Annotated in this window: 25 protein-coding genes; 6 read left to right on the plus strand and 19 right to left on the minus strand. The window is 48.5% G+C overall.

Annotated elements, in window-relative coordinates:
- Positions 1–1215, minus strand: a complete 1215-nt coding sequence (gene fabB / locus L9P36_RS09670) for a beta-ketoacyl-ACP synthase I (RefSeq protein WP_237466471.1) — start codon at positions 1213–1215, stop codon at positions 1–3.
- Positions 1216–1336: 121 nt separating this feature from the next.
- Here fabB and mnmC point away from each other — a divergent pair, with 121 nt between their 5' ends.
- A complete protein-coding gene (gene mnmC / locus L9P36_RS09675) occupies positions 1337–3409 on the plus strand; it encodes a bifunctional tRNA (5-methylaminomethyl-2-thiouridine)(34)-methyltransferase MnmC2/FAD-dependent 5-carboxymethylaminomethyl-2-thiouridine(34) oxidoreductase MnmC1 (protein ID WP_237466472.1) in 2073 nt (690 codons plus the stop codon).
- 109 nt (positions 3410–3518) lie between these two features.
- Here the strand turns inward: mnmC and fadJ are convergent, their stop codons facing one another.
- Positions 3519–5624: a fatty acid oxidation complex subunit alpha FadJ gene (gene fadJ / locus L9P36_RS09680; protein WP_237466473.1), complete on the minus strand. Its 2106-nt coding sequence runs from the start codon at positions 5622–5624 to the stop codon at positions 3519–3521.
- Complete coding sequence (fadI, locus tag L9P36_RS09685) at positions 5621–6913, minus strand: acetyl-CoA C-acyltransferase FadI (RefSeq protein ID WP_237466474.1); 1293 nt, start codon at positions 6911–6913, stop codon at positions 5621–5623. Before fadI ends, fadJ begins: the two co-directional genes overlap by 4 nt.
- 752 nt (positions 6914–7665) lie before the next feature.
- On the opposite strand from fadI, the gene L9P36_RS09690 reads away from it, so the two are divergent.
- The gene (locus tag L9P36_RS09690) at positions 7666–8976 is read left to right on the plus strand and encodes an outer membrane protein transport protein (RefSeq protein ID WP_237466475.1); all 1311 of its coding nucleotides are present in this window, start codon (positions 7666–7668) and stop codon (positions 8974–8976) included.
- 65 nt (positions 8977–9041) lie between these two features.
- On the opposite strand, the gene L9P36_RS09695 is transcribed toward L9P36_RS09690, so the two are convergent.
- The 11 genes from L9P36_RS09695 to ccmA all read right to left on the minus strand — a co-directional run bounded on the left by L9P36_RS09695 (position 9042) and on the right by ccmA (position 18071).
- Positions 9042–10283, minus strand: coding sequence for an O-antigen ligase family protein (locus tag L9P36_RS09695; protein WP_237466476.1), 1242 nt, complete (start codon positions 10281–10283; stop codon positions 9042–9044).
- Positions 10270–11004, minus strand: coding sequence for an MlaA family lipoprotein (locus tag L9P36_RS09700; protein WP_237466477.1), 735 nt, complete (start codon positions 11002–11004; stop codon positions 10270–10272). Before L9P36_RS09700 ends, L9P36_RS09695 begins: the two co-directional genes overlap by 14 nt.
- A 74-nt stretch (positions 11005–11078) precedes the next feature.
- Positions 11079–12299, minus strand: coding sequence for a c-type cytochrome biogenesis protein CcmI (ccmI, locus tag L9P36_RS09705; RefSeq protein WP_237466478.1), 1221 nt, complete (start codon positions 12297–12299; stop codon positions 11079–11081).
- Entirely contained in the window at positions 12296–12784 is a 489-nt protein-coding gene (locus L9P36_RS09710; RefSeq protein WP_237466479.1) for a cytochrome c-type biogenesis protein, read from the minus strand. Before L9P36_RS09710 ends, ccmI begins: the two co-directional genes overlap by 4 nt.
- A complete protein-coding gene (locus tag L9P36_RS09715; RefSeq protein WP_237466480.1) occupies positions 12781–13335 on the minus strand; it encodes a DsbE family thiol:disulfide interchange protein in 555 nt (184 codons plus the stop codon). Before L9P36_RS09715 ends, L9P36_RS09710 begins: the two co-directional genes overlap by 4 nt.
- A 3-nt stretch (positions 13336–13338) precedes the next feature.
- Positions 13339–15306 carry a heme lyase CcmF/NrfE family subunit gene (locus L9P36_RS09720; protein WP_237466481.1) on the minus strand — a complete coding sequence of 656 codons (1968 nt, stop codon included), beginning with the start codon at positions 15304–15306 and terminating at the stop codon, positions 13339–13341.
- On the minus strand, positions 15303–15785 hold the full coding sequence (gene ccmE / locus L9P36_RS09725; protein WP_237466482.1) for a cytochrome c maturation protein CcmE: 483 nt from the start codon (positions 15783–15785) through the stop codon (positions 15303–15305). Before ccmE ends, L9P36_RS09720 begins: the two co-directional genes overlap by 4 nt.
- Positions 15782–15988 (minus strand): heme exporter protein CcmD, encoded by a 207-nt coding sequence (gene ccmD, locus L9P36_RS09730; RefSeq protein WP_237466483.1) that lies wholly within the window; start codon positions 15986–15988, stop codon positions 15782–15784. Before ccmD ends, ccmE begins: the two co-directional genes overlap by 4 nt.
- A complete protein-coding gene (locus L9P36_RS09735; RefSeq protein WP_237466484.1) occupies positions 15988–16731 on the minus strand; it encodes a heme ABC transporter permease in 744 nt (247 codons plus the stop codon). The genes ccmD and L9P36_RS09735 overlap by 1 nt, the downstream gene beginning before the upstream one ends.
- 54 nt (positions 16732–16785) lie before the next feature.
- A complete protein-coding gene (ccmB, locus tag L9P36_RS09740) occupies positions 16786–17454 on the minus strand; it encodes a heme exporter protein CcmB (protein WP_237466485.1) in 669 nt (222 codons plus the stop codon).
- Positions 17451–18071 (minus strand): cytochrome c biogenesis heme-transporting ATPase CcmA, encoded by a 621-nt coding sequence (gene ccmA / locus L9P36_RS09745; RefSeq protein ID WP_237466486.1) that lies wholly within the window; start codon positions 18069–18071, stop codon positions 17451–17453. The genes ccmB and ccmA overlap by 4 nt, the downstream gene beginning before the upstream one ends.
- A gap of 110 nt (positions 18072–18181) precedes the next feature.
- On the opposite strand from ccmA, the gene L9P36_RS09750 reads away from it, so the two are divergent.
- The 4 genes from L9P36_RS09750 to L9P36_RS09765 all read left to right on the plus strand — a co-directional run bounded on the left by L9P36_RS09750 (position 18182) and on the right by L9P36_RS09765 (position 20325).
- On the plus strand, positions 18182–18955 hold the full coding sequence (locus L9P36_RS09750) for a hypothetical protein (RefSeq protein ID WP_237466487.1): 774 nt from the start codon (positions 18182–18184) through the stop codon (positions 18953–18955).
- Positions 18956–18963: 8 nt separating this feature from the next.
- Positions 18964–19260, plus strand: a complete 297-nt coding sequence (locus L9P36_RS09755) for an EscU/YscU/HrcU family type III secretion system export apparatus switch protein (protein ID WP_237466488.1) — start codon at positions 18964–18966, stop codon at positions 19258–19260.
- 149 nt (positions 19261–19409) lie between these two features.
- Entirely contained in the window at positions 19410–19769 is a 360-nt protein-coding gene (locus L9P36_RS09760) for a PM1101 family membrane protein (protein WP_237466489.1), read from the plus strand.
- Between the two features lie 337 nt (positions 19770–20106).
- Positions 20107–20325, plus strand: coding sequence for a cysteine-rich CWC family protein (locus L9P36_RS09765; RefSeq protein WP_237466490.1), 219 nt, complete (start codon positions 20107–20109; stop codon positions 20323–20325).
- 122 nt (positions 20326–20447) lie between these two features.
- On the opposite strand, the gene L9P36_RS09770 is transcribed toward L9P36_RS09765, so the two are convergent.
- The 5 genes from L9P36_RS09770 to L9P36_RS09790 are packed head-to-tail and all read right to left on the minus strand — an operon-like array spanning position 20448 to position 24382.
- Positions 20448–20876 (minus strand): DUF2802 domain-containing protein, encoded by a 429-nt coding sequence (locus tag L9P36_RS09770; RefSeq protein WP_237466491.1) that lies wholly within the window; start codon positions 20874–20876, stop codon positions 20448–20450.
- Positions 20876–21370, minus strand: a complete 495-nt coding sequence (locus L9P36_RS09775; protein ID WP_237466492.1) for a chemotaxis protein CheW — start codon at positions 21368–21370, stop codon at positions 20876–20878. The genes L9P36_RS09770 and L9P36_RS09775 overlap by 1 nt, the downstream gene beginning before the upstream one ends.
- Positions 21371–21391: 21 nt before the next feature.
- Positions 21392–22429, minus strand: a complete 1038-nt coding sequence (locus tag L9P36_RS09780; protein WP_237466493.1) for a chemotaxis protein CheW — start codon at positions 22427–22429, stop codon at positions 21392–21394.
- A complete protein-coding gene (locus L9P36_RS09785; RefSeq protein WP_237466494.1) occupies positions 22419–23198 on the minus strand; it encodes a ParA family protein in 780 nt (259 codons plus the stop codon). Before L9P36_RS09785 ends, L9P36_RS09780 begins: the two co-directional genes overlap by 11 nt.
- Positions 23198–24382 carry a protein-glutamate methylesterase/protein-glutamine glutaminase gene (locus tag L9P36_RS09790; RefSeq protein WP_237466495.1) on the minus strand — a complete coding sequence of 395 codons (1185 nt, stop codon included), beginning with the start codon at positions 24380–24382 and terminating at the stop codon, positions 23198–23200. Before L9P36_RS09790 ends, L9P36_RS09785 begins: the two co-directional genes overlap by 1 nt.
- Positions 24383–24389: the final 7 nt, after the last annotated feature.

The following is a 24389-nucleotide window of genomic DNA, read 5'->3' on the forward strand; positions in this document are numbered from 1 at the left end:
TTAACCTTGGTATTTCTTCATCACCAATGTGGCATTGGTACCACCGAAGCCAAAGCTGTTTGACATCACAGTGGTCAATGCTTGCTCGCGCATCTCGGTAACGATATCCAACCCGTGGGCTGCTTCATCAAGGTTTTCAATGTTGATGCTTGGTGCAATAAAGTCATTGTCGAGCATCAACAGTGAGTAGATTGCTTCATGTACACCCGCCGCGCCCAATGCGTGACCTGTCATCGCTTTGGTTGCTGAAATCGCTGGGCTGTTTTGACCAAATAGCTCTTGGATTGCCGCAAGCTCTTTCACATCGCCCACAGGGGTTGATGTGCCGTGGGTGTTCACGTAATCAATTGGCGCATCCAGATCTTTCATCGCCATCTTCATACAACGAACCGCACCTTCACCTGATGGTGCAACCATGTCGTAACCATCTGAAGTTGCGCCGTAGCCAACAACTTCTGCGTAGATTTTCGCGCCGCGCGCCAAAGCGTGCTCAAGCTCTTCTAGTACCAACATACCGCCGCCACCAGAGATTACGAAACCATCGCGGTCTGCATCATAGGTGCGTGATGCAAGCTCTGGTGTGTCATTGTATTTGGTTGACAATGCGCCCATGGCATCAAACATCATCGTCAGTGTCCAGTGCAGCTCTTCACCGCCACCTGCGAACACAACATCTTGTTTGCCAAGTTGGATCAATTCAGCCGCGTGGCCGATACAGTGCGCAGAAGTCGCACAGGCAGAACTCATAGTGTAGTTCACGCCTTTAATTTTAAATGGAGTCGCCAAACAGGCTGAAACTGTTGAAGACATGGTACGTGGCACCATGTAAGGACCGATGCGTTTCACGCCGCGCTCGCGAAGCGTATCCACTGCAACCGCTTGGTTTAGTGAAGATGCGCCGCCAGAACCAGCCACAAGACCAGTGCGCTCATTTGAGACTTGCTCTTCAGTTAGGTTGGCGTCTGCAATCGCTTGTTCCATTGATAGGAAGGCGTAAGCCGCAGCATCACCCATAAAGCGCATTTGTTTACGATCGATATGGTCAGCTGGGTTAATTTTTAGATCGCCCCACACTTGGCTACGAAGACCCTGCTCAGCAAACTGCTCAGAGCGAGAAATCCCAGATTTACCTGCTTTCAAAGAAGCCTTCACTTCTTCTACATTGTTGCCGATACTTGAGATAATCCCCATACCGGTGATGACAACTCGTTTCATAATACTTGTCTTTCCTTACACATCAATTGCCTCGATGATAACGACTTTATCGGAATAAAGTGGTCAGCTTTCCTCGCAATTGGCTACAATCAGCGCCAATCTTAACAAATTCTCAAAGTCTATGAGCCAAACACGCCTTACATCCGCAAATATTAGCTGGAACGATGCGGGTACACCCGTCTCACATCAATTTGATGATGTCTATTTCTCAAATGACAATGGCTTAGAGGAAACGCGCTACGTTTTTCTCAATCAAAATCAAATCCCTGAGCGTTGGTTAACGCATACCAATCGCCGCTTTGTGATTGCAGAAACAGGATTTGGTACCGGACTCAACTTCCTTGCGGCGTGGCAAGCCTTTGATCAATTTCGCGAGGCAAATCCCACAGCGACGCTCAACCAATTACACTTCGTCACCTTTGAAAAATTTCCCATTGCCCTGAGCGATCTAAAAAAAGCGCATGCTCAGTGGCCGGAACTTGCAAGTTGGGCAGAGCAGCTACAAAGCCAATACCCGCATTTGATTTCAGGTTGTCATCGCCTGATTTTTGCAGGCGGCGCTATCACCTTGGATCTTTGGTTCGGTGATATTCACCAAACCCTACCCGAAGTGGTCAGTGGCGAGCATGGCATCGTGGACGCGTGGTTCTTAGATGGCTTTGCGCCCAGCAAAAACCCTGAAATGTGGACCGAAGCGCTGTTTCAAGGTTTGGCGCGTCTAAGTAAAAACCAAGGCACTCTAGCCACCTTTACCGCAGCCGGGTTTGTCCGCCGCGGCCTCATCGAGGCTGGCTTTGAGATGCACAAAGTCAAAGGCTTTGGCCATAAGCGTGAAATGATTGCTGGTGCGCGTAGGCCGCGAGCACAAAGCGAGGCGACGCCCTACGCCAGCCCAAGCGCTCATCAAAAAGATCCTCAGCAGTCCATCGCCATTATCGGTGGTGGTATTGCTGCGGCCTGCATTGCACATCAGCTTTTACAGCGCGGCGATCGTGTCACCATTTACTGCGAAGACAAACAAGCTGGCCTTGGCGCATCAGGCAATCGTCAAGGGGCACTTTATCCCCTACTCAATGGCCAGCATGATGAGCTATCGCAAATTTATGCTCAGGCCTTTGGCTTTGCTCGCCGTCAATATGACCAATTGGCTCAGCATCTCGACTTCGCCCATGATTGGTGCGGCGTCCTGCACTTGGGATTTGATGAGAAGCAGCAACAAAAAAATGAACAGATTGCCGCTGGCCCATTTAGCAGTGAACTCATCACTCCACTTTCAGCCGAGCAAAGTAATCAAACCGCAGGACTTGCGCTTGATCAACCCGGTTTATTTTATCCGCAGGGTGGCTGGCTGTGCCCGCAGCAGCTTTGCCAAGCGCTGTTTGCCGCTATTGATGCCCATGCATTCGGGGAGATTTGCTACCAAACCCATGTCGAAACCATCGCATCCCATCCAAATGGATGGCAGCTCAAAGGTCAGTACGGTCATGACCAAACACTGGATGTGCGCCATGAGCTGGTGATCCTTGCCAATGGCTATCAAGTGACGCAATTTGCACAAACCCAAGCCATGCCGCTGTATCCGGTGCGCGGTCAGGTTACCCATGCCCCCAGCAATGCGCAGATTGCGCCGCTTCGTACTGTGCTTTGTGCCGATGGTTATTTCACGCCGCAGGATCCTAAACACCACACACACTGTTTGGGTGCAAGCTATGGCCGCAATCAAACCGATTTGGCCATTCGCTCAAATGAGCAGCAAGAGAACAAAGCCAAGCTTTGCGCCTCCCTGCCACATTGCACTGCGTTAAATGCCATTGATAGCGATCATTTGGACGCCCGTGTAGGCGTGCGCTGTGCCAGTCGCGATCATCTGCCAGCGCTAGGCATTGTGGCCAACTACCAGCAAAACATTGATGATTATCAGGCAGCCAGTGACATGCAAGATGGACAAAAGATCCACTTAGAACAGGTACCGCTAGCTTATTATGACAATCTCTTTGTTCTTGGCGGCCTTGGTGCGCGCGGTTTGTGTAGTGCACCGCTGCTTGCAGAATCTCTCGCATCGCAAATTCATGGCGAGCCCATCCCCCTCAGTGCCTCTCAGCTCAAAGCGCTGCACCCAGCGAGGTTTTGGCTGCGCCGCCTACAAAAAGGCAAAGCCTTACCACAAACAGCTGACGCGCAAAAACTGAAATAAAAGCGCTGAAACAGCCCCCTTTGATGGGCTTAAACCAGCAAATCAAAACATATAAAAAAGGCCTCGATTGAGGCCTTTTCTGTTGCAATGACTAGCAATGATAGCGCCATTAATTTCTATTTTTCAGCGCATCACAGGGGCGATGGTGCTCGCCGTGTAAACGAGCCAATTCATTCATCACCGCCAACATTTTTTGCTCACCACACTGCGCTAGCCAATGCATGGGGCCGCCCAAAAACGGTGGGAAACCAATGCCAAACACAGCACCGATATCGGCAGCATTGGTATTAGCAACCACCCCTTCATCTAAACAGCGCACTGCTTCATTGACCAAAGGCGCGATACAGCGCATGGCGATATCTTGCTTATCCAGTGGCGCTTTCTGGGTGATGTTGAGCAAACGATAGACGCCATGATCCACTGGCCGCTTTTTACCGCGCAAGGTTTTGTATTGATAAAAACCGCGCGCATTTTTACGGCCAAATCGCTTGGCTTCTATCAAAGTGGTTAAGGCGGCAGGCGGCTCAAATCGCTCACCCAAGGCTTCAACCAAAATCGGCGTAATTTTCGCGCCAATATCCAAGCCGACTTCATCCAGCAATTGAAATGGCCCCACAGGAAAACCAAATTCACGCATCGCTTTGTCAATATGATCAATGGGCTGCCCTTCAATCAGCAAGCGAACGGCTTCATTGATATAGGGTGTCAAAATGCGATTCACATAAAAACCTGCGCAATCAGCCACCACTATCGCTGTTTTACCCTGCGCCTTTGCAAGCGCCAAAGTTTGACTCAAGGTTTGCTCATCAGTGCCAGCATGGGGGATCACCTCGACCAGCGGCATTTTTTCAACCGGGCTAAAGTAGTGCAAACCAATCACCCGCTCAGGCGATGTCGCCTGCGCGGCAATTTGTGCAATGGGCAATGATGAGGTGTTAGACGCAAAAATAATCGGCCGCTTGGCATCCGCACTCACTTGCTCCACAAGCGCTACCATTTGCTGCTTTAAGGGCAAATTCTCAAAGACCGCCTCTATCACCACGTCGCATTGACCAAGCGGCGCATCTAAGGTGCCGCCCTGCACGCGATTGAGCAAAGCACGGCGCTCTCGCGGTGTTAAACGACGACGTTTTTGCAGCGCTTGCAAGCGCTCATCAATATATTGATAGGCGCGATTGACCCCTTCTGGCGTAATATCCTTAATATAAACGGGGAGTTTGGCACGCTGAATACTCGTCAGGGCGATTCCCGCGCCCATCAGCCCACCGCCCAGAACACCCATTTGCGCGGTATGATGTTCTACTTTTTTTGGCTTCGCCGCTGGCTTTTCTGTGCTGGCAAAAAATAGATGACGCAGCGCTTTTGACTCTAGCGTTTGGCTTAGCTCACCAAATAATTTGGCTTCTAAAGCTAAACCGGCCTCAAGGCCATCCGCCAAACCCTTTTCCAGCACTTGTAGCAGTGCTGGCAAGGCAGGATAGTGGCCGCCACTTTGTTTTTTGGCTTTTTTCCCTGCCAGAGCAAACACTTGTTTTCGCGACACAGACCAGCGGCAACTTTGATCCATCAGTGAGTGCTGATACCAAGCTTTACGCTGTGGTTTTGCTTCTAAAGCGCGCTGTTTGGCAACGCTGATCAAAATTTCAGACGCCACACACTCGTCCACCAGCCCTTGCTTATAGGCTCGGCGCCCATCCAAATTTTTGCCCGTAAGCAGCAATGGCATGGCGCGCATTAAACCAATCAGACGCGGGAGTCGCTGAGTACCGCCCGTTCCCGGAATCAAACCCAATTTCACCTCAGGCAATCCAAGCTTGGTTACCTTGGCATCCGTTGCGATTCGGCTATGACAGGCCAGCGCTAACTCTAATCCGCCACCGAGGCAAGGGCCGTGAATCGCCGCCACCACATGAATGGGTAAAGCGGCAATCTCAGCAAACAGCGCCTGCCCCGCTAGCGCTAACTGCTGCGCCTCTTCTGCACTCTCGCAAGCGCTGATCATATGAATGTCGGCACCGGCTATAAATTGATCCGGCTTGGTGGAGTAAATCACCAAGCCTTTGAGCTGGGGTGCCGCCTTGAGCTGTGCCAAAATAGGCGTGAGCTCGTCGATAAAGCTGGCTTGCAGCGTATTGACCTTTTGTTTGGGTACATCGATGGCCAGCATCGCCACTGGTTGGTCTAAATCCGTGAGGGTAAATACAGATGAACTCATGATGCCGCCTCCAAAATCATTGCTGCGCCCAATCCACCGGCGGCGCATGCCGTCACCAATGCATATTGCTGCTGTTTTTGCTGTAATTGATACAACGCTTGGGTGACCAAACGGGCGCCCGTAGCCGCAAATGGATGCCCATAGGCCAAGGAGCCCCCTTGTTGATTGAGCACCGCGTCATCGATTTCACCCACAGCCTGACTGCGATTGAGATGCGCTTTGGCAAACTGCGCGCTGGCAAGGCACTCTAAATTGGCCAGCGCTTGCGCGGCAAAGGCTTCATGCATCTCGACCACACCGCAATCTTTCAGTGATAAACCCGCCTTATCTAAGGCCAAAGGCACTGAGTATGCAGGCCCCAACAGCATATTTTTTTCCACACCAATAGCATTGAAGGCATAGCTTTTGAGGTAACCCAAAATAGCATGACCTTCACTTTTGGCTTTTGCCTCAGACATCAATATCACTGCTGCTGCACCATCGGTAAGCGGCGTACTATTACCCGCAGTCACCGAGCCGTGGCGCTTATCAAAAGCAGGACGAAGCCTGCCATAGCTTTCTAAGCAGGAATCAAAGCGAATATTGTCATCTTGCAAAATGGGCGCATGAAATGGCGGTGCGTAATCCACCATCACTTGCGCCGTTAATGCCTGATTTTGCCATGCACTGGCGGCAAGCTGATGAGAGCGATGGGCAAAGGCATCCTGCGCTTGTCGTGAAATCGCAAAGGTCTTGGCCATTTGCTCTGCCGTTTGGCCCATGGACAAGCCGGTGCTGTATTCAGCGACCGCAGGCGGCACAGGGACTAAATGCTTCGGGCGTAATGTTTTAAGCGCCGACCAACGTTTGGACCATGTTTTGGCCTTTTGCAATTTTAGCAGCGCCGCTGCCAAGGGCTCAGAGACGCCAATGGGTAGCATGGAACTTGAATCCGCGCCACCAGCCAACACCACCTCAGATTCGCCAGACAAAATACTCTGCGCACCACTCACAATGGCTTGTAAGCTCGTGGCACAAGCACGGGTCACACTAAAGGCGTCAATTTCATTGGACCAGCCCAGTCCCAACACGATTTCCCGCGCAATATTTGGCGCAGCAGGCGTTTGAATCACCTGACCAAAAATCACCTTATCGAGATCGCTGGGCAATAAACCTGAGGATTGTAAAAGCGCATTGGCGACGCGCTGGCCTAAAAACATCGCATGCTGCTGCTGATAAGCGCCGCCTTGGCGAAGAAATGGTGTGCGCAGACCCGCCACAATGGCGACGCGCGAACTTCCCTGATTCATAAACACCCCTTTGGGTTTGCAAGGTATAAGGTAAGTGTAATCAGGGTATTAGCATTTGCCAGTTCAGGTCTGATCAGCGCGATATGGGTGTAAAAATGGCAAAAAAAAACCACGCATCGCGTGGTTCTAAAAAAAGAAAAAAGTCGTTTCTCATTACTTGATGGCAAATGCACATCAAAACTCAGACAAAGCCTGATAGGAGAAAGTAAAGTCAGCCTTCAAAAGGAAGTTGTCATCTTGCTCATGACCTTGCGGTCAGATGACGCTAAACAATATAGCGTCTCCATAGCGCGAGATTTTGAAATAGATCAATTTTTTGCTCGATATTCACATTTGGCGTCAAAAATAGTGACAAAGCTCCGTCAAATTTTAGAACATGCCGTACCCTGAGCAATTTGAGCGAACAAAATCGATTCATTCGATAACAGAATTCATATAAAAACAGTCAGATAAACCACTAATAATCAAACTATCAAATAACAAATTTGTGGTATTTCATCCAATTAGCATTTGAGCTTTTAACGTACACTTGTAGCCTCAAATCATGATTTATATTGACAAGTGTACGCTGAAATAAAATAGAGGTCAGTCCAGTCAAGTCCAATTTGTAACATCTATCAGCACAATATTGACGAATTTGCAGTTTTTTATGCTGAAATTTCCATTTTTGCAGTCATAGAATTCATTATTCTAATTCGAGGCGTATGATCTCGGCTTTTCGGTCTTAAACCGTTTGAGCGAACAGAGTAATGATGAATAAGAAGAAACTATCACTCGCTGTTGCAGTTGCAATGGCTCTTCCAATGACAGCGCAAGCAGCAGGTTTCCAACTTGCCGAATATTCTGCAACTGGCCTTGGTCGTGCATTTGCTGGTGAAGCAGCAATGGCAGACAATGCTGGCGCTCAATGGCGTAACCCAGCCATGTTGACCTATTTAGATGGCACGCAAGTTTCCACAGGTCTGATCTATGTTGATCCAAATATTGATGTAGATGGTTATGTAACTAAAGGTTTGGCCACCGGTGGTAAAACCGTCGCGACATCATCACATGATATGGCGCCATCAGCCTTTATTCCGAACTTTTATCTATCCCATAAACTCAATGACCAATGGGCTGTTGGCCTAGCGATCGCGACCAACTTTGGTATGGAAACTGAACTTGAAAATAGCTTCCTAGCAACTCATTTTGGTAATGAAACATCAGTAACCACCATTGAATTTAATCCAAATGTAGCATACCAACTGACCCCAGAACTTAGCATTGGTGGTGGTTTGCGTTTAGTTCATGGTGAAGGATCCGTGGGCGCAAAAACACCATCCAATGTAACTGTGGCTCCAGGCGTCACCATCCCTAAAGGCCTACCACTTAAATATATGTCCGGCGACGATCTTGCCTTTGGCTGGCAATTGGGTGCAGCATGGCAACTCAACCAAAACAACCGTATCGGTGTAAGCTACCGTTCAGAAGTTGATTTAAACCTTGAAGGTAATGCGCAAATCTTTAATAAAAAACAAATGAAGGTTGTTCATGCCCCTGGTAGCCTAGAGCTAACCCTACCCGCGACAGCTGAAATTGCCTCGTACCATCAACTGACCGACAAATGGGCAATGCACGCCAGCTTTAACTGGACCGATTGGAGCAGTTTTGAAAAGCTAGAAGCCGATATTCCAACAATGGGCGGCGCAGTGCCTGTTAAAAATGAATACTGGGAAGATAACTACCGTTTCGCCATTGGTACCACCTACCAATATAGCCAAGCACTGACACTACGCAGCGGTATCGCCTATGACACCAGTGCCGTATCCGATGCCAATCGCACGCTATCAATTCCTGAAACCGATCGTACTTGGTTAAGTCTTGGTTTAGGCTATCAGGCAACACCACAACTAACCATTGATGCTGCCTTTACTTACATTATCGCCAAAGATGCAAAAGTATCTGAGCCTCGTGCTGTAGGCGATGACGGTGAAAAAGAAGGCTCGCAATTATACGGTCAATTCCATGGTAATGTGACTGGTAGTATTTGGCTTGCAGGGGTTCAAGCGAGTTATCATTTCTAATCGCTTAGAAATCGATATGCCCATAAAAAAACGCGCCCATGGCGCGTTTTTTTATAACATCCCCATTATTTAGTTATATTTTTGAGCTCTAGAGGCATATGGTAGGCAAGGGCTAATACAATCGAAACAAATATTGCCGAGTACCCTCCTGAAATTCCAAAAAAAAATCCCACACCTAAATACGCAGTAAAAACAAATACAAATGCCCAAGATAATGTATGGAACAATGCAGCCTTGAAGCTTTTAAAAAACACTACCCACAGAAAAATGATATAAGCACAAAAAAATAAAATGCCATGCATTGAAAATGCATTTAAGAATATATTATGGTGATCACGAAATGAAAACTGACCATTAAGTCTACCATTCAATAAATCGACACCAATAGTATTTTCAATGAATGGGGTAAAGTATACATCTAGTTGATGATAGCCAGTTCCAAATAAAAATAGCCCTAAATTATTTTCCATGTTATCAAGCTGAAACAGTAACGCGTATTTCCACATATATAACCGTGCAATATTTGAGTAGTTATCCTTGATATTTGCAATACTTTCGAGGCGTAATACCACCACATCAAAAATATTTGGAGATAGCCAAATCAATATACTAAATGCGATAGCAAGTGCTGCGATTATGCTTATCTTCCAATTACGCACTTGGGATAATGTCCACCCACCAACCAATAGAATCAACATCAATAGTGGTGCTCTAGATCCCGTCCATAGCAATGGAAAAATCATGAACAAACTTATGCATAAGAAAATAATCCAGTGTCGCTTACTCGCTTCACCATAAGGGAATATAAGCAACATAAAATAGACGATAAACTCACCCCATCGGCTTATATCCCAAAATGAACTCACACGGGTGTTTATATCAAGAACAGACACATGAATTACATTCCAATAACTAAACAAACCGCCGATCAGCATTCCTAAGGATAATAGAACAACAGACATCCTCCAACTTTTCCGATTTTGAAAGAAAAAAACAAAATACGGAGCAAGAATCAAGAATATATAGTGCCTTGCATATTCTGATAGCGACACTCTCCAACTACCCGATAGAAAAGATGAGACGACACCCAATGCAAATACAAACACCATCAGCTTAAAAATATTATTTTTTAATATAAAAAATCTAAATTCACCCGAAAAAATCACCCTGGCTAAATAAGATAAAATAATAAAAGAAATTGAAATATTAAGACCAGCCTTGGATATAGGCATGATAAATAATGTGAACAGGAAAAAAAATCTTTCTAGCTTCAATAACAAATCAATATTTTTATCATTCAAATTCATCGATAAACTCATTAAGATCTTCATCATCTTGCTCGTCTTGCTCAAGGTTAATTTCTCCGCCTGAGGCGCGAAAATCCCTGTTTTGCAAATACGCATCACGAACAAAAATATAACTATCTGGCGACGCTTCAATAAGCGGCTCTTGACCCACTGCGGCTGCGCGATCATCCAATCCCTGTAATCCCCATTTCGCTGCGCCCTGATAGAAATTTAAGTCAAACAAGGTGGGAACAAAAAAACCGCCAATATCACCCGTGCCTTCTCGAAAGGTCGTTGGGCCATAAAATGGAATCATCAAATAAGGACCATGCCCGACACCATAGTGCCCTAAGGTATCACCTAACTGACGCTCTTCGGCAACAATACCCGCAGCGCTGGCGACATCAAAAATGCCCGCAATACCAAAGGTCGAGTTAATCCAAAAACGGTTGAAGTGATCCAGCGCAATCTCGCCCTCACCCATCAATAGGGTGCTGACAAAACTAATGGGTTCATCAAGGTTGGCGAGAAAATTGGCGGTGCCCGTTCGAATCGGCGATGGCACATATTCAGCATAAAAAAGCGCAGTTGGACGGTAGAGGTATGGATCCACAATATGATAGTTAAAATCCCACATCACACGGTTTACCGGCTCAAATGGATCAGAGACTCCATCTGAGTTGGTACTACTACAACCAGTTAAAGCTGCGAGCATCACCGCGATGCTTACCCCATATCGCATTGTTTTATCCCTAATTATGCTGATAAAAGAAGCGCCGATTATACACGGCGCTTAGTTTTCATTAAAGTAATGGCTCAGTCATACTGCTGATCGATTTTCAGCGTAATAGCTTCACCAAGTGGGATAGGTTTGGATTCAGCAAACCAGTTTCCTGACTTCGACATAATGTCGCGATCGTTATCCAAACGAACTTTGACCACCACCTCTTTTAATGAAGATAGTTGGCGATCAGGCATCATGCTATCGCCATCCGCCAATTGAACGGTTTGTGGCATGCTGCTTACCGTCAATTGCTTCACCGCTACCGGGACTGCCACGCCTGGGCTATAAACTGCCACAATCAAGTTTGGATATTGCTTTAGATTGATCTGTTTCGCCGCTTCAATGGTAATGGTTTGCAGTGGTTGCGGCACAATACCCAGCTCGGCTTGCGCTTTGGCAATGCTGCGATCCAACATCAGTTGACGTGAATCGCCAGCTGGCATCAGCTGCTTCATCACCTGCCAAGCACCGATGGCCTCTTGATAGGCTTGACGCTGGAATGCATCAAAGGCCAGCAATGAGAGCGCTTGTAGATTTTGATGATCCTGCGACAACACAGTACGAAGCAATTGACGCGCTTGCTGATGCGATGCCTCATCATTGCTAAGTAGCAAACTTTGCGCATAGGCGAGCTGCGTTAAAGGGCTATTGGGTTCAAGCAGATAAGCCTTATGGGTCGCGCCAATGGCCGTTACCAAATCACGACTATTTAGTGCCACTTCCCCCAACGTCAGCCAGCCATCGACATCTTTAGGATTTTTATCAAGCTCGGTGCGCAGTGCCAAAATCAGTTGCTCTTGCTCAGCATCTGTCAACGGTGCCCAAGTGGTTTCCTGTTGTCGCTGTACCAATTCAGGTAAACGCAAACTGGCCTGTTGCCACTGGCGCACTTCACCATAACTGCCCAACTGCCAGTAAAGGCCATAACACAGTGCCACCAAAAGCACGACGGCAGGCGCCAGTCGCCATGCAGAAAGATGCGATTGTGTTTGCTCTGATTGATTTGCGGACTCAGGCACATCGGCCAATAGACGATGTTGCAATTCCAATTGCATTGCCTGCTCATCTTGCACCAAGCCCTGCGCCGCTTCATCACTCAATTCAGCTTTGCGTGCATGGTACAAGGCTTGGTTGAGATGATCGCGCGCCGCTTGTTCATTATCAATGTCTTGATGACGAAAGGCGCTGCGAAGCCCCCAAACAATGGCAATCAATAATAAAACAGTGAGAAAGAAAAACATCAATCCACTCATGCATCTTTCTCCTTCTGATCTTGATTCTGTGCTTGTTCCTGATCTTGCATCAACGCAGCTAAACGAGCGCGTTCTTCATCGCTTAAATGTTCAGGTGCCGCTTGGCTACCACGCTTACTCATGCGCCATAACACCAAAGCGCCAAACAATAGGAAAAGCACCGGACCAAACCAAAGGATCGCCGTCGATGCCGTTAGCGGCGGCTCATAACTAATAAAATTGCCATAGCGCGCTTTCATATAATCGACGATCTCATCGCGCGACTTGCCCTCTTGCACCATCTCGTATGTTTTACGGCGCAAATCACTGGCAAGCGGCGCATTGGAGTCCGCCAAACTATTGTTCTGACAGGTTGGACAGCGCAGCTCTGCACTGAGCTCATGAAATAGGGTTTCTTGCTTGGCATCATCAAATTGATAAACCTCAGCCGCCATCACAGAGCCGCTTAAGAGAATGCCTAAAACCAACATCATCCAAGTTTTCATGGTTGCACCTCATCCAGTAGCGCTTGAAAACGAGGGAGAAGCTCCTCTTGCCAGTTTTTGGCATTCACTTCACCCACATGGCGATAACGAATCATGCCATTGGCGTCAATCAAATAGGTTTCTGGTGCGCCATAAACGCCGAGATCAATGGCCAATAAACCGGTGGGATCCGATAGCGTCACCTGATAAGGATTGCCCTTGGTTTTAAGCATCTGAATCGCTTTTTCGCGATTGTCCTTGTAGTTCAGGCCAATCACTTTCACGCCTTCACCGGCGAGTTGATTAAGATAAGCATGCTCAGCAAGGCAGGTTGGACACCAAGTCGCCCAAACATTCAGCAGCATGGGCTCACCTTGAAAGAGGCTCTTGTCATACTGCATCTGCGGGTTAAACAGATCATTGAGCTCAAAATCAGGCATGGGTTGTCCCACCAACACAGACTCCAACTTAGTTGGTCCCTCGCCCTGTGCATTGCGCATTAACTGCACCGCAAAAAACGCCACAAAGGCAAGGAAGATCACCAAAGGAATAAAGAGTAATGGTCGTTTCATCGGCTACGCCTTCTCATCTGCTTGCTTGGCTGTGCGCGTTTTACGAAAGCGATAACGCTTATCGGTCAGTGCAATCAACGCCGCAATGGCCATCAAGATCGAGCCACCCCAAATCCAGCGAATAAAGGGTTTGTAGTACACCCGCACTTCCCAAGCATTGTTTTCCACTTGCGCGCCCAAAGCGACATAAAGATCGCGAGTGAGCCCCCAATCAATGGCCGCTTCTGTCATCATCGAGCGCTGCACGTCATAAAAACGTTTTTCAGCATTCAAAATCGCAACCAAGTGGTCATCGTGGGTGACATTAAACTGACCAGTAAAACCTTGGTAGTTCGGACCATCACTTTGCAGCAAGCCTTTAAAGGTAAAATCGTAACCCGCCACTTCTACATGCTGACCCGGTTTAAGCAGCACATCGCGCTCAATGCCATGATTTTCAGTCAGGGTGATACCAATCATGGTCACAGCCAAACCAATATGGCCCAGCACCATCGCCCAGTGACTATTGCCGAGCTTACCTAAGCCCGTCGCCAATGAATGACGATGGGTCGCGCGCAAATAGGTTTCATAGCCATGCCACAACACAATCCACCATGCGAGGAATATCCCCATGGCCGTCATGCCTTGCGCTGGCTCATCCATTTGCCACATGCAAAATGCGGTCAGTAGTGCGGCAATCAAACCCATAATCAACGATGGCTTGATAAAATCGCGCCAGTTGTCTTTACGCCAGCGCACCAAAGGCCCAACACCCAAGAGCAGTGCAAATGGCAACATCAGCCAAGCAAATAAGCTATCAAAGAAAGGCTTACCAATGGAGATTGAGCCAAGTCCCAAGGATTTGTGAAACAGCGGTAGCAAGGTGCCAAGCAGCACCACAATAAGGCTTGCAACCAACAATAGGTTGTTGCCGAGCAGCATATTTTCACGGGAAAACAGTTGATAGTTGCCGGGCGTGCGCACCTGCGCACCTTTGAGCGCATAAAGCAGCAAAGAACCGCCAATAACCACCACAAGGAAACCGAGGATAAACATGCCACGCGCAGGATCGGAAGCAAAGGCATGCACTGATACCAAAACCCCAGAGCGCACTAAAAATGTGCCGAGCAAACTCAATGAGAACGCCGCAATAGCCAAAAAGACAGTCCAAGCCTTAAAGGTGCCGCGTTTTTCAGTCACCGCCAGTGAGTGCATCAAGGCCGTACCTGCCAGCCAAGGCATTAAAGAGGCATTTTCAACGGGATCCCAGAACCACCAGCCGCCCCAGCCAAGCTCGTAGTAAGCCCACCAAGAGCCTAGTGCGATACCCAAGGTTAAAAATAGCCACGCTGCTTGTGTCCAAGGGCGAGACCAACGTGCCCATGCGGTATCCAAACGCCCTGTCATCAAAGAGGCGATGGCAAAGGCAAAGGCCACAGAGAAGCCCACATAGCCCATGTAAAGCATTGGTGGATGGATAATCAAACCCGGATCTTGCAGCAGCGGATTAAGGTCACGACCATCCACAGGGAACAGTGGCAATGTGCGGGTAAATGGGTTGGAGGTCAGCAAAATAAACAGTAAAAATCCGACACAAATCATCCCCATCACCGCCAATACGCGGGCAACTGCTGCATCTGGCATACCGCGACTAAAGCGCGCTACCGCAACCGCCCACAGCGATTGAATCAATACCCAAAGCAGCAATGATCCTTCATGCGCGCCCCAAACAGCAGTTAAACGGTAATACCAAGGCAGCAAACTGTTGGAGTTTGATGCCACATAGTTCAGGGTAAAATCGTTGCTATAAAAAGCATAAAGCAAGCATAAAAAGGAGAGCAGCAAGGCCGCGAACATGCCATAGCTCAATGGTCTGGCAAGTCGTACATAGGGCAAAATGCCGCGCTGAGCACCGTAGAGCGGGTAGAAGCTCAGCAAAATTGACAAGCCAAGCGCCAGAATCAGCGCAAAGTGACCCAGTTCAGCAATCATGGCGTCAGCCCTTTTTGTTGTGGGGTATATTCAAGCGGCTGATGGATTTTGCCCATCTCTTCGGCCACTTCTGGCGGCATATACTCTTCATCATGTTTAGCAAGAATGGTGCTTGCTTTTAGCTCATTTGGGCTAATCAATTCACCTTCCGCCACAATGCCCTGACCTTCACGGAACAGATCCGGCAAAATACCGCTGTAATAGATGGTCACCGCAGGTCCTACGGTAGAGACTTTAAACTGCATAGCCAAGGAGTCAGACTCGCGGATCACTGAGCCTTTTTCCACCATGCCACCAATGCGAATGCGCTGACCGACTTCAGGAATGTAACCATCCTTATTGCCGTAAATCACTTCCGTTGGGGTAAAGAAGAAATTGATATTTTGACGCAGCGCATAAACCATCAATGCGGTGGCAACACCGGCCAATAGCAACAGCGCAACCGCCCAAATTAAACGTTGACGACGACGTGGGGTCATAGTGACGACTCCTTAGAAGCATCCTTGGCAGCTTGAATACGCTGCTCTCGGCGTTGCTTGGTTAAGATCATTTGGCAAATTTGGCGGTGGTGACGATAACTACTCATCACCAACCACAGCAGCATCACAAAGGAGATACCATAGACACCCCAGATAAATCCGGCGTAAGCGCCAAAATCAAGGCGTTCAATTAGAAACTGCATTAGCGCTTCTCCTTCGCAGCAATGGCTTGCGCCCATGGGCGATTGATATCTTGTAGTAAGAGCTGATTGCGAAAACGCACCACACTCAGCCATGCAAAAATAAGGGCAAAGGCCGCCAAGTTAATGAGCAATGGCCATAGCATTTCAGGTGCGATGGAAGGCTTGGCAAATTTGGTGATCGACGCGCCTTGGTGCAGCGTTTTCCACCACTCTACTGAGAAGTGAATAATTGGAATATTGACCACACCCACCAAGGTTAAAATGGCCGCCGCTTTAGCGCCTGTTTTCTGATCGTCAAAGGCTTGGTAAAGCGCAATCACACCAATATAGAGAAATAGCAGAATGAGCTCTGCGGTGAGTCGTGCATCCCACACCCACCATGCGCCCCACATCGGCTTGCCCCAAAGCGCACCAGAGATAAGAGCGATAGCAGTAAACACCGCGCCAATGGGGGCCATGGCAGCAATCGCCATGCTGGACATGCGATGCTGCCAAACCAAAGCGATAAAAGCAGCAATCGCCATGGACATATAAACGCCCATGGACCAAACCGCCGCAGGAACGTGGATATACATGATTCGTGCTGTGCTGCTTTGCTGGTAATCATCCGGCGCTAAAACAAGCCCCCAAAATGATCCCACCACGAGGGCAGCAAGCGCACAAATCGCCAATGGTGTTTGTAATCGCTGGCACAGCTGGTAGCTGTTCTCAGCCTTAGTAAATGGATGCAACCATTTCCACATTCTCGTTACCTACATTGCTCAAAATTCAAAATTATTTTCTGTTAAGCGTAGCGGTTATTGCACGCTGACGCGCAGAGCCGCGGCGGTGGCAAAAGGCGCAAGACCCACCGCAACCAACATCATTGCCGCCAGCATCGCCAGCTGACCGCTATAGGGCATGCCAAGCTGCGCCGCTTGAATAATGCCCGTTGAAAAAATTAGCACTGGAATATACAGCGGCATCACCAACAAGGTCAGCAATACACCGCCGCGACGCAGGGCAACCGTCAAGCCCACACCAATGGCGCCAATCAAGCTTAAAATCGGTGTCCCCACCAGCAAAGAGAGCGCCGTGGCCTGCCAAACTTGCATATCAAGTCCCAGTAGCAGCGCCAAAATTGGACTGAATAAAATCAGCGGCACGCCTGTGAGTAACCAATGGGCAAACACCTTTGCCAATACCACTAAAGACAAACTGCTAGGCATCAGCATCTGCTGCTCTAAGCTGCCATCGAGATAATCATCGCGAAACAGACGTTCCAGCGAGAGCATCGCAGCCAGCAAAGCCGCGACCCAAATAATGCCCGGTGCAAAGATTTGTAGATTCTCAAGAGCCGGACCAATGGACAGTGGAAACAGCGTTACCACCATCACGAAAAACCACAGCGGATTTACAATGTCAGCGCGCTGGCGAAAAGCGATCAACATTTCGCGGCGCAGCACCTGCCAAAACACATTCATCAAGATGCTCCCAATCGAATTCGCTTAATTTCGCCTTGCGGTAACACCAAATCTTGGTGCGTGGTCATCACAATGCTGCCGCCCGCGGCAACATGCGCGACAAAACGCGCGGTCAAATGCTTGACCCCTTGTTTATCAATAGCAGTTAATGGCTCATCAAGAATCCATAACGGCTTATCACTGAGCCAAAGTCGTGCCAATGACACGCGGCGCTGCTGACCGGCTGAAAGCTGCCCTGCTGGCACATGTTCAAATCCCAACAGCCCCACATCGGCAAGCGCTTGTTCGATAGCGTCCACATCCGCTTGGTGGCCGTGACATTGGGAGTAAAAGGCTAGATTTTCATAGGCACTGAGCTGCGCCTTTAAGCCGGGTTGATGACCGAGAAAGAGTAAGGCATCATGAAAAAGCAAACGATTGTCTGACGTGCGCTCGCCTTGCCAGCGCACACTGCCGCTATCTGCTTGAGATAAGCCAGCAAGAATACGTAGAAGAGTGGTTTTACCTGCCCCGTTGGCACCTTCAATTTGGACCAGCTCGCCAGGATGAACCGAGAAACTCAAGTGCTCAAATAAGCACAAGTCACCGCGTTGGCAACTGAGGGCATCGACATCAAGCATGAAATATTGCAAAGCTGTTATTATTTTTGCTTACTTTATCACAACAATGCGTTAATCGTTAGCATTCTGCAGTCATTCCGTCTGCTTTCCCTTCGCCATTGGTATGATTTATGAGCAATTCTTTAACTTTAAATTTTAACAATGCAACAATTTCGCAACTATCGCGAATCCTGTCACCAAATTTAACTGCGCCTGAGCTGACAAATTCAAATCAGACTACAACGCAGAGCGCGCCGAGCAGCCCGCAACTCAACCTTCAACAGCTGAATCCGCAACAACTGAGCCAGCTGCTTACCCACCAGCAAAGCCTGTTACCTATTTTGTTGGCACTGAAAAGTCCGCAGCTACTGCCTTTAGTGCAAAGCCTGATGATGCCACGCGATCCAGCCCAGCTTGCGCAGTGGCTCAAACAGCGCCCTGAAGATCAGCAGCTACAACAGCTCATGGCGCAACTCACATCCGAAGATACTTTCAGCGATGTCGAGCAAGCGCTGATTCGTCTTTTTTCAGAGCGTCGCAGCAGCGAGCAAACACCCACTCATTTGCATTGGCAAATGAATCAGCCCTTTGCGCCGCACCTGCCCATCAGTGTGTCGGTGGAGCCACCGCCAGCACAAAAGCCCGAGCAAGGCTGGCACCTCACCCTTTGTTATATTTGCCAAAATGGCGATAGCCTCTATTGCAAGGTGGGTCTGAAACAAACCCTTTCGCTGCATTTCCAAAGTGAATCGGCAGCGCTTTTAGAGCGTGCCAAAACGCACCAACAACTGCTGTGTGATCACTTAGCCAAAGCGGGCGTACAATGCCAAGCCCTGCAATTTAGCTTGCAACCCAAACGCAACCCATCGGACAACCAACCACCTCATTACCTTGCCAAGGTTTAGGAGCCATCATGACCAATCGCAAGAAAACGCATCGCGCCATTGCGCTTCATTATGATGGTATTCAACCGCCCAAGGTGCAGGCAAAAGCCTACCAAGAGCGTGCACAAGCATTAGTTGAAGCGGTGCGAGAACAAGGTGGCCTGATTCATCAAGATGAACAGCTAAGCCAATGGCTGAACCACCTCAATGTGGGTGAGGAAATTCCTGAACAACTCTATCGGGTGATCGCCGAGCTGATCGCCTACGCCTGGTTTCTCGATGGCAAACAACCGCCCAACTATGACGGGATAAATACCAAGGTTTAAAGCGCAGCAACAGTGCGGAAAGTTTCAATGAGAAATGCGGAGTGAGCCAATGAATGAATGGCGATTTCGCGCTAAATTGATGAAAATACTTGATTGTACAAACCATACATGCAGCTGAATATACTGTTAGCACTACAAGGAGATATATCGTGACAATTAGCAATGAAGCAGACTTAGGTGAAGCCCTAAAAAGTGAGCAGGACACTATCGAAATTGAGGGTGACTTAAAAAATAAGGTATTGAAAATTAAAGCGACCGGCAAAGCAGCCTGGACAATAGCTATTGGTGCAATAGGAATCGCAGTAACTGTGTTAATTACTTCAGGAGGAACCGGTGCTCCAGCAAGTGGAATTATTGGTAGTGGTGCTGTAGCTGTATTAGGGCTACCAACAGCTATTTCAGCAATCTCTATCGCTGTAGCCGCGGGAGGGGTAGGAGCACTCAACTCTCTACGGAATTATGAAATAGCCGATCAATCCAATGGCAGATTAGTGCTAAAAAGGAAGTAGCTATGCCTGGCTTTTTTCCGGGCGCACCGTATTTTTTTGTTTGTAAGAGTTGCGGTCACAAGTTTTGCCGCAAAATAAAACTAGGGATTATGTGTCCCAAGTGTAAATCACTAAAAGTTCAAAGTGATCTTCCCGTGTGTAAGTAGTACTAATAAGTTTCTCAAAAATACATAAACGCTTGGCTTGCGCTCCTTCATTGCTCATTTTAGCCACATATTTACGCCTCTTCACAAGGAATTAGGAAAACAAAAAATGAGGGCGCAGGTCATGTATTTTGTGCAACATGCAAGACCCGTCTCTATTGCGACTCGTCTCTTAACTCATAAAAAACACCTTCATGAAAATAACCCAAGCAGAATTATCAACGAGTCTCTGCCCCCTCTGTGGCAGAGGTAACGCCTGCGGTAATCTGAACCCCAAAAATGGGCAATGCTGGTGTGCGGATCCAAGCGTAACCTTTCCAAGTGGGCTGTTAGTGCTGGTGCCGCCAAGCTTAAAGGGGAAAGCCTGTATTTGCCGTACATGCGTTGAAAAATACCATAAAGGTTTAACGTAACGGCCTGCGATTTTTCCCATATGACAGGCAATAAAAAACCACCTTGCGGTGGTTTTTTATTGTTCTTGATATGAGCAGTGGTGCAAATAATGCGCGGGGCTCTAGGCGCTATGCTCTAGACACTATGAATTGCGCATTCTTTTTTGCAGGTTCATCAGCAGTTCGGCTTCAGCCTTTGGCAATTCGCACTCGGTCATCAGCTCTTCGATATCAGCGCCCAGTTGCACCATTTTACTGGCGCGGCTGTAGAGTCGGCCTTCTGGGTCATTACGCTGCGCATCTTGCTGACGGGCTTCGATCTCTTGCATCTCCTGCGCAAGTTGAGTCACCTTTTGACTCATGCTGATCACACCAGTACGCAGCTCATTGAACTGCTTGGTGATGCTATCATTTTGCTTGCGAAAGGCGCGCAGCAGGATCTCGGCATTTTGGAACTTCTGCTCCAATTTTTGCCGCGCTCGGCGCTCCATCGCAATGGCCACCACCGCATACAAAAAAGTGCAGATGGTGATCGCGAGAGTAATGTAAGCAAGATAATCGAGGATCGCCATTACAGCATGCTCATCTCTTCCCACTCTTCATCAGAGAGCAGTTTGTTTAAATCAACAAGGATCAACAACTGACCATCGCGATTGCTCACGCCCTGAATAAAGCGTGCGCTTTCTTCGGTACCAACGCTTGGTGTAGTGTCGATGTCTGAACCTTTCAGATCAACCACTTCGGCAACGCTATCCACCAAAATACCAATCACTTGTTTTTCAGCTTCAATAATCACGATACGGGTATTGTCTGTGATCTCACCAGGCATCAAACCAAAGCGAGCACGGGTATCAATCACAGTGACCACGTTACCGCGAAGGTTGATGATCCCTAGTACATAATCCGGCGCACCAGGTACAGGTGCAATTTCAGTATAACGCAGCACTTCACGTACTTGCATAACATTGATACCGTAGATTTCTGCTTCCAATTGGAAGGTAACCCACTGAATCACACGATCATTGCTATCTTCTTTATACATTTCAGCAGCATTAACCTGAGTCATTTGTTGTCCTCTTTGTACAAACTAGGCGACGCCGTTAACATCCAGTCCAGCGTTCAACATGTTAATCATCGCTTCAACATGGATCAAAGCACACATTTTCTCTTTGACCATGCCGGCTAGCCAAGGTCGTTTTCCTTCCGACTCGCGCCAGCGCACATCTTCTTTTACGAGAGTTTCGGTGCCCATCAGTTTATCACTGGCGAGCCCCCATTTGCTGTCACCCAGCATTACAATATATTGATAATCTTCACGATGTTGATCATCAGTGATCTTATCTGGCATCACCCAGCGGGCTGTATCTACCACGTCGAGCTGTTGCTCTCTTGAGGTTTGCAAACCCAAATACCATGCAGGGCGACCTAGAAGAATATTGGTTTCAGCGAGTCGGTGAATGCCCCCTAAATTGTTCAGCGGCACAGCAAAGGTGACGCCAGCAATCAGGAAGTAAAGCACCTGAAACTCATAACCTGTTTCAATATTATGCCAATCAGAATCCAAGGCTTTTTCAGCCGGTGCAAGCTCAGTTGCGACCTCAGTGTCCACTGCGATATCAACCGCGGTTGTCTCTAAGGCTTCAACAACTGTTTCCGCTTTAGTTTCAACTTCAGTTTCAACGACAGTATCGACCAGCGTCTCAACAGCCACTTCAGGCTCAGCAAGTTGCACTTGCGTTGCGGCGTCGTGGGCCGCTTCTTCAACCAGCGCGGCTTGCCAATCAGGATCGAGCTGATCCGAGAGCGTCTCGGTCTCAACCTTGGTTTCTGTTTCAGTTTTAGTTTCTGTTTCAACTGCCACGGCAAGCTGTGGCACCGTCTCTGTCGAGACTTGGCTAAGCAGTCGTTGCAGCTGAATTTGCTTATCGCTTTCAAGCTCTACATAGGGCTTAGCGCTCGCACTGACCGCAGCGGGCTGAGGTTGAACGGCAAGTTGAACCTCAGGCGGCACTTCAGACTCGGTCGGCATCTCAAGTTGAGCCGGTACCTCATCTTCTTCCAGCAGCGCCATGAAGTAATCATCAAGCGCCTGCTCACTATTTAAAGGTGCCCGATTAGTGCTCATCTTGCTCTAAGCGCTCCAGATAATTCAGTAGTGTCTTATAGGCAAAAACGCCGCGACAGCCCTTGGCATAAAGTGATGGCGGCATGTTTTTCAAGCTCGCATCACGGAATTTAGTATCGATTGGAATGGCGGAAGCCCACACCTGCTCTTGAAAACTCTGTTTTAAAGACTGCAAAGTTTCTAGAGAAGCGCGCGTTCGCTTGTCATACATGGTCGGCACAATACAGACTTTAAAAGGCGCAGGACGCGATTTTTGCATGATTTGCAAAGTGCGCATCATTCGCTCCAAACCTTTCATCGCCAAAAATTCCGTTTGTACCGGAATCAAAATACGACGACTCGCCGCCAAGGCGTTGACCATCATCACCCCCAAAATAGGTGGGCAATCGATGAGCACGTAGTCATATTCATCTTCAATGGTGGCCAGTGCTTTTTTCAGCACCAGCCCCATACCGCCCTTGGTTCCCATGACACGGTCAAGGGTCGCCAAGGACATATGCGCAGGAATCAAATCAATGCGATCATACTTGGTTTGAATGATCAGCTTTTGTACTGCGTCGCGTGTCACTTCTGGCACTTGAAACAGGTCAAACAGACTTAATTTCAGCTCATCACTTTCATAGTTGAAATAAGTGGTGAGCGATGCATGAGGATCAGTATCAACCAACAACACGCGCTTTTTGCGTTCACTTAAAAGCCCCGCCAAAGAGACGGTTGTGGTGGTTTTCCCTACCCCACCTTTTTGGTTCGCGACACTCCAAACGATCACTATGCGATTCCTAATTCAACTTTAATCCGTTCAGCGATGCGGTCGATGGGTAGGTCTTCTGTGGAAATACCTGCTTTTGCCACCGCCTGTGGCATACCATAAACCACACAGCTTTCCTCGTCCTGAGCCCAGATTGTGGCGCCCGCTTGCTTAAGCATGCGTGCACCTTCGCGGCCATCGGCCCCCATCCCGGTCAGGATCATGGAGAGCACTTTATCACCAAAGACTTTGGCAGCAGAGCCAAAGGTGACGTCAACGCAGGGCTTGTAATTCATTTTGTCGCCGCCATCAAGAATTTTGAGGCGAGCGCTACCTGGGCGACCATCCAACATCATTTGCAAACCGCCTGGAGCCAAATAAGCCACACCCGGACGAAGTAGATCGCCGTCCTGTGCTTCCTTGACTTCAATCTGGCATAGATTGTTCAAACGGCTAGCGAACGCATTGGTAAAGGTTCCCGGCATATGCTGAATCAGCACAATCGGCAGTGGGAAATTACGCGGTAAAAGCGTCAAAATTTTCTGCAATGCCACTGGACCACCGGTTGATGTACCAATGGCCACCAACTGATAGTTTTTACCCGTTGCACGAAAACGTGCTGGCGCCATGCTTGCAGCAGGGGCACGCATTGGCGCCGCTGTTTGCGTTGGCGCATGGGCTGTGGTGTGCGCGGTTGTATGCGCAGCACTTGCCGCTGGCGTGCTGGTGCGAAGCGGTGTACGCGCAGCAGGTGCTGGCGCAGCGGTATGCGCTTCAACTGATGGGCGTACTGGGCGCATGCCCAGACGCTTGCGAGATAATTCCACCACGCGTTTTTGTAGCAAGCTGACGGCTTCTTCGCGATCGCGGGCGATGTCTTCAAACTTTTTCGGAATGAAGTCTAAAGCACCGGCATCCAAAGCATCTAAAGTTGCTTGCGCGCCTTCATGGGTCAGTGATGAAAACATCAAAATCGGCACAGGGCGCTGCTTCATAATTTCGCGCACTGCGGTAATCCCATCCATCACTGGCATCTCGATGTCCATGGTAATGACATCAGGACGCAGTGAAAGCGCCTTTTCTACACCTTCTTTGCCATTGTTGGCGGTGTCGATCACCTCAAGGCGTGCATCTGCATTGAGGATCTCACTCACACGGCGGCGAAAAAAACTTGAATCGTCGACGACTAAAACCTTAATTGCCATTGCGTCT

The sequence above is a fragment of the Vibrio stylophorae genome, from assembly GCF_921293875.1.
Lineage (GTDB): Bacteria > Pseudomonadota > Gammaproteobacteria > Enterobacterales > Vibrionaceae > Vibrio_A > Vibrio_A stylophorae.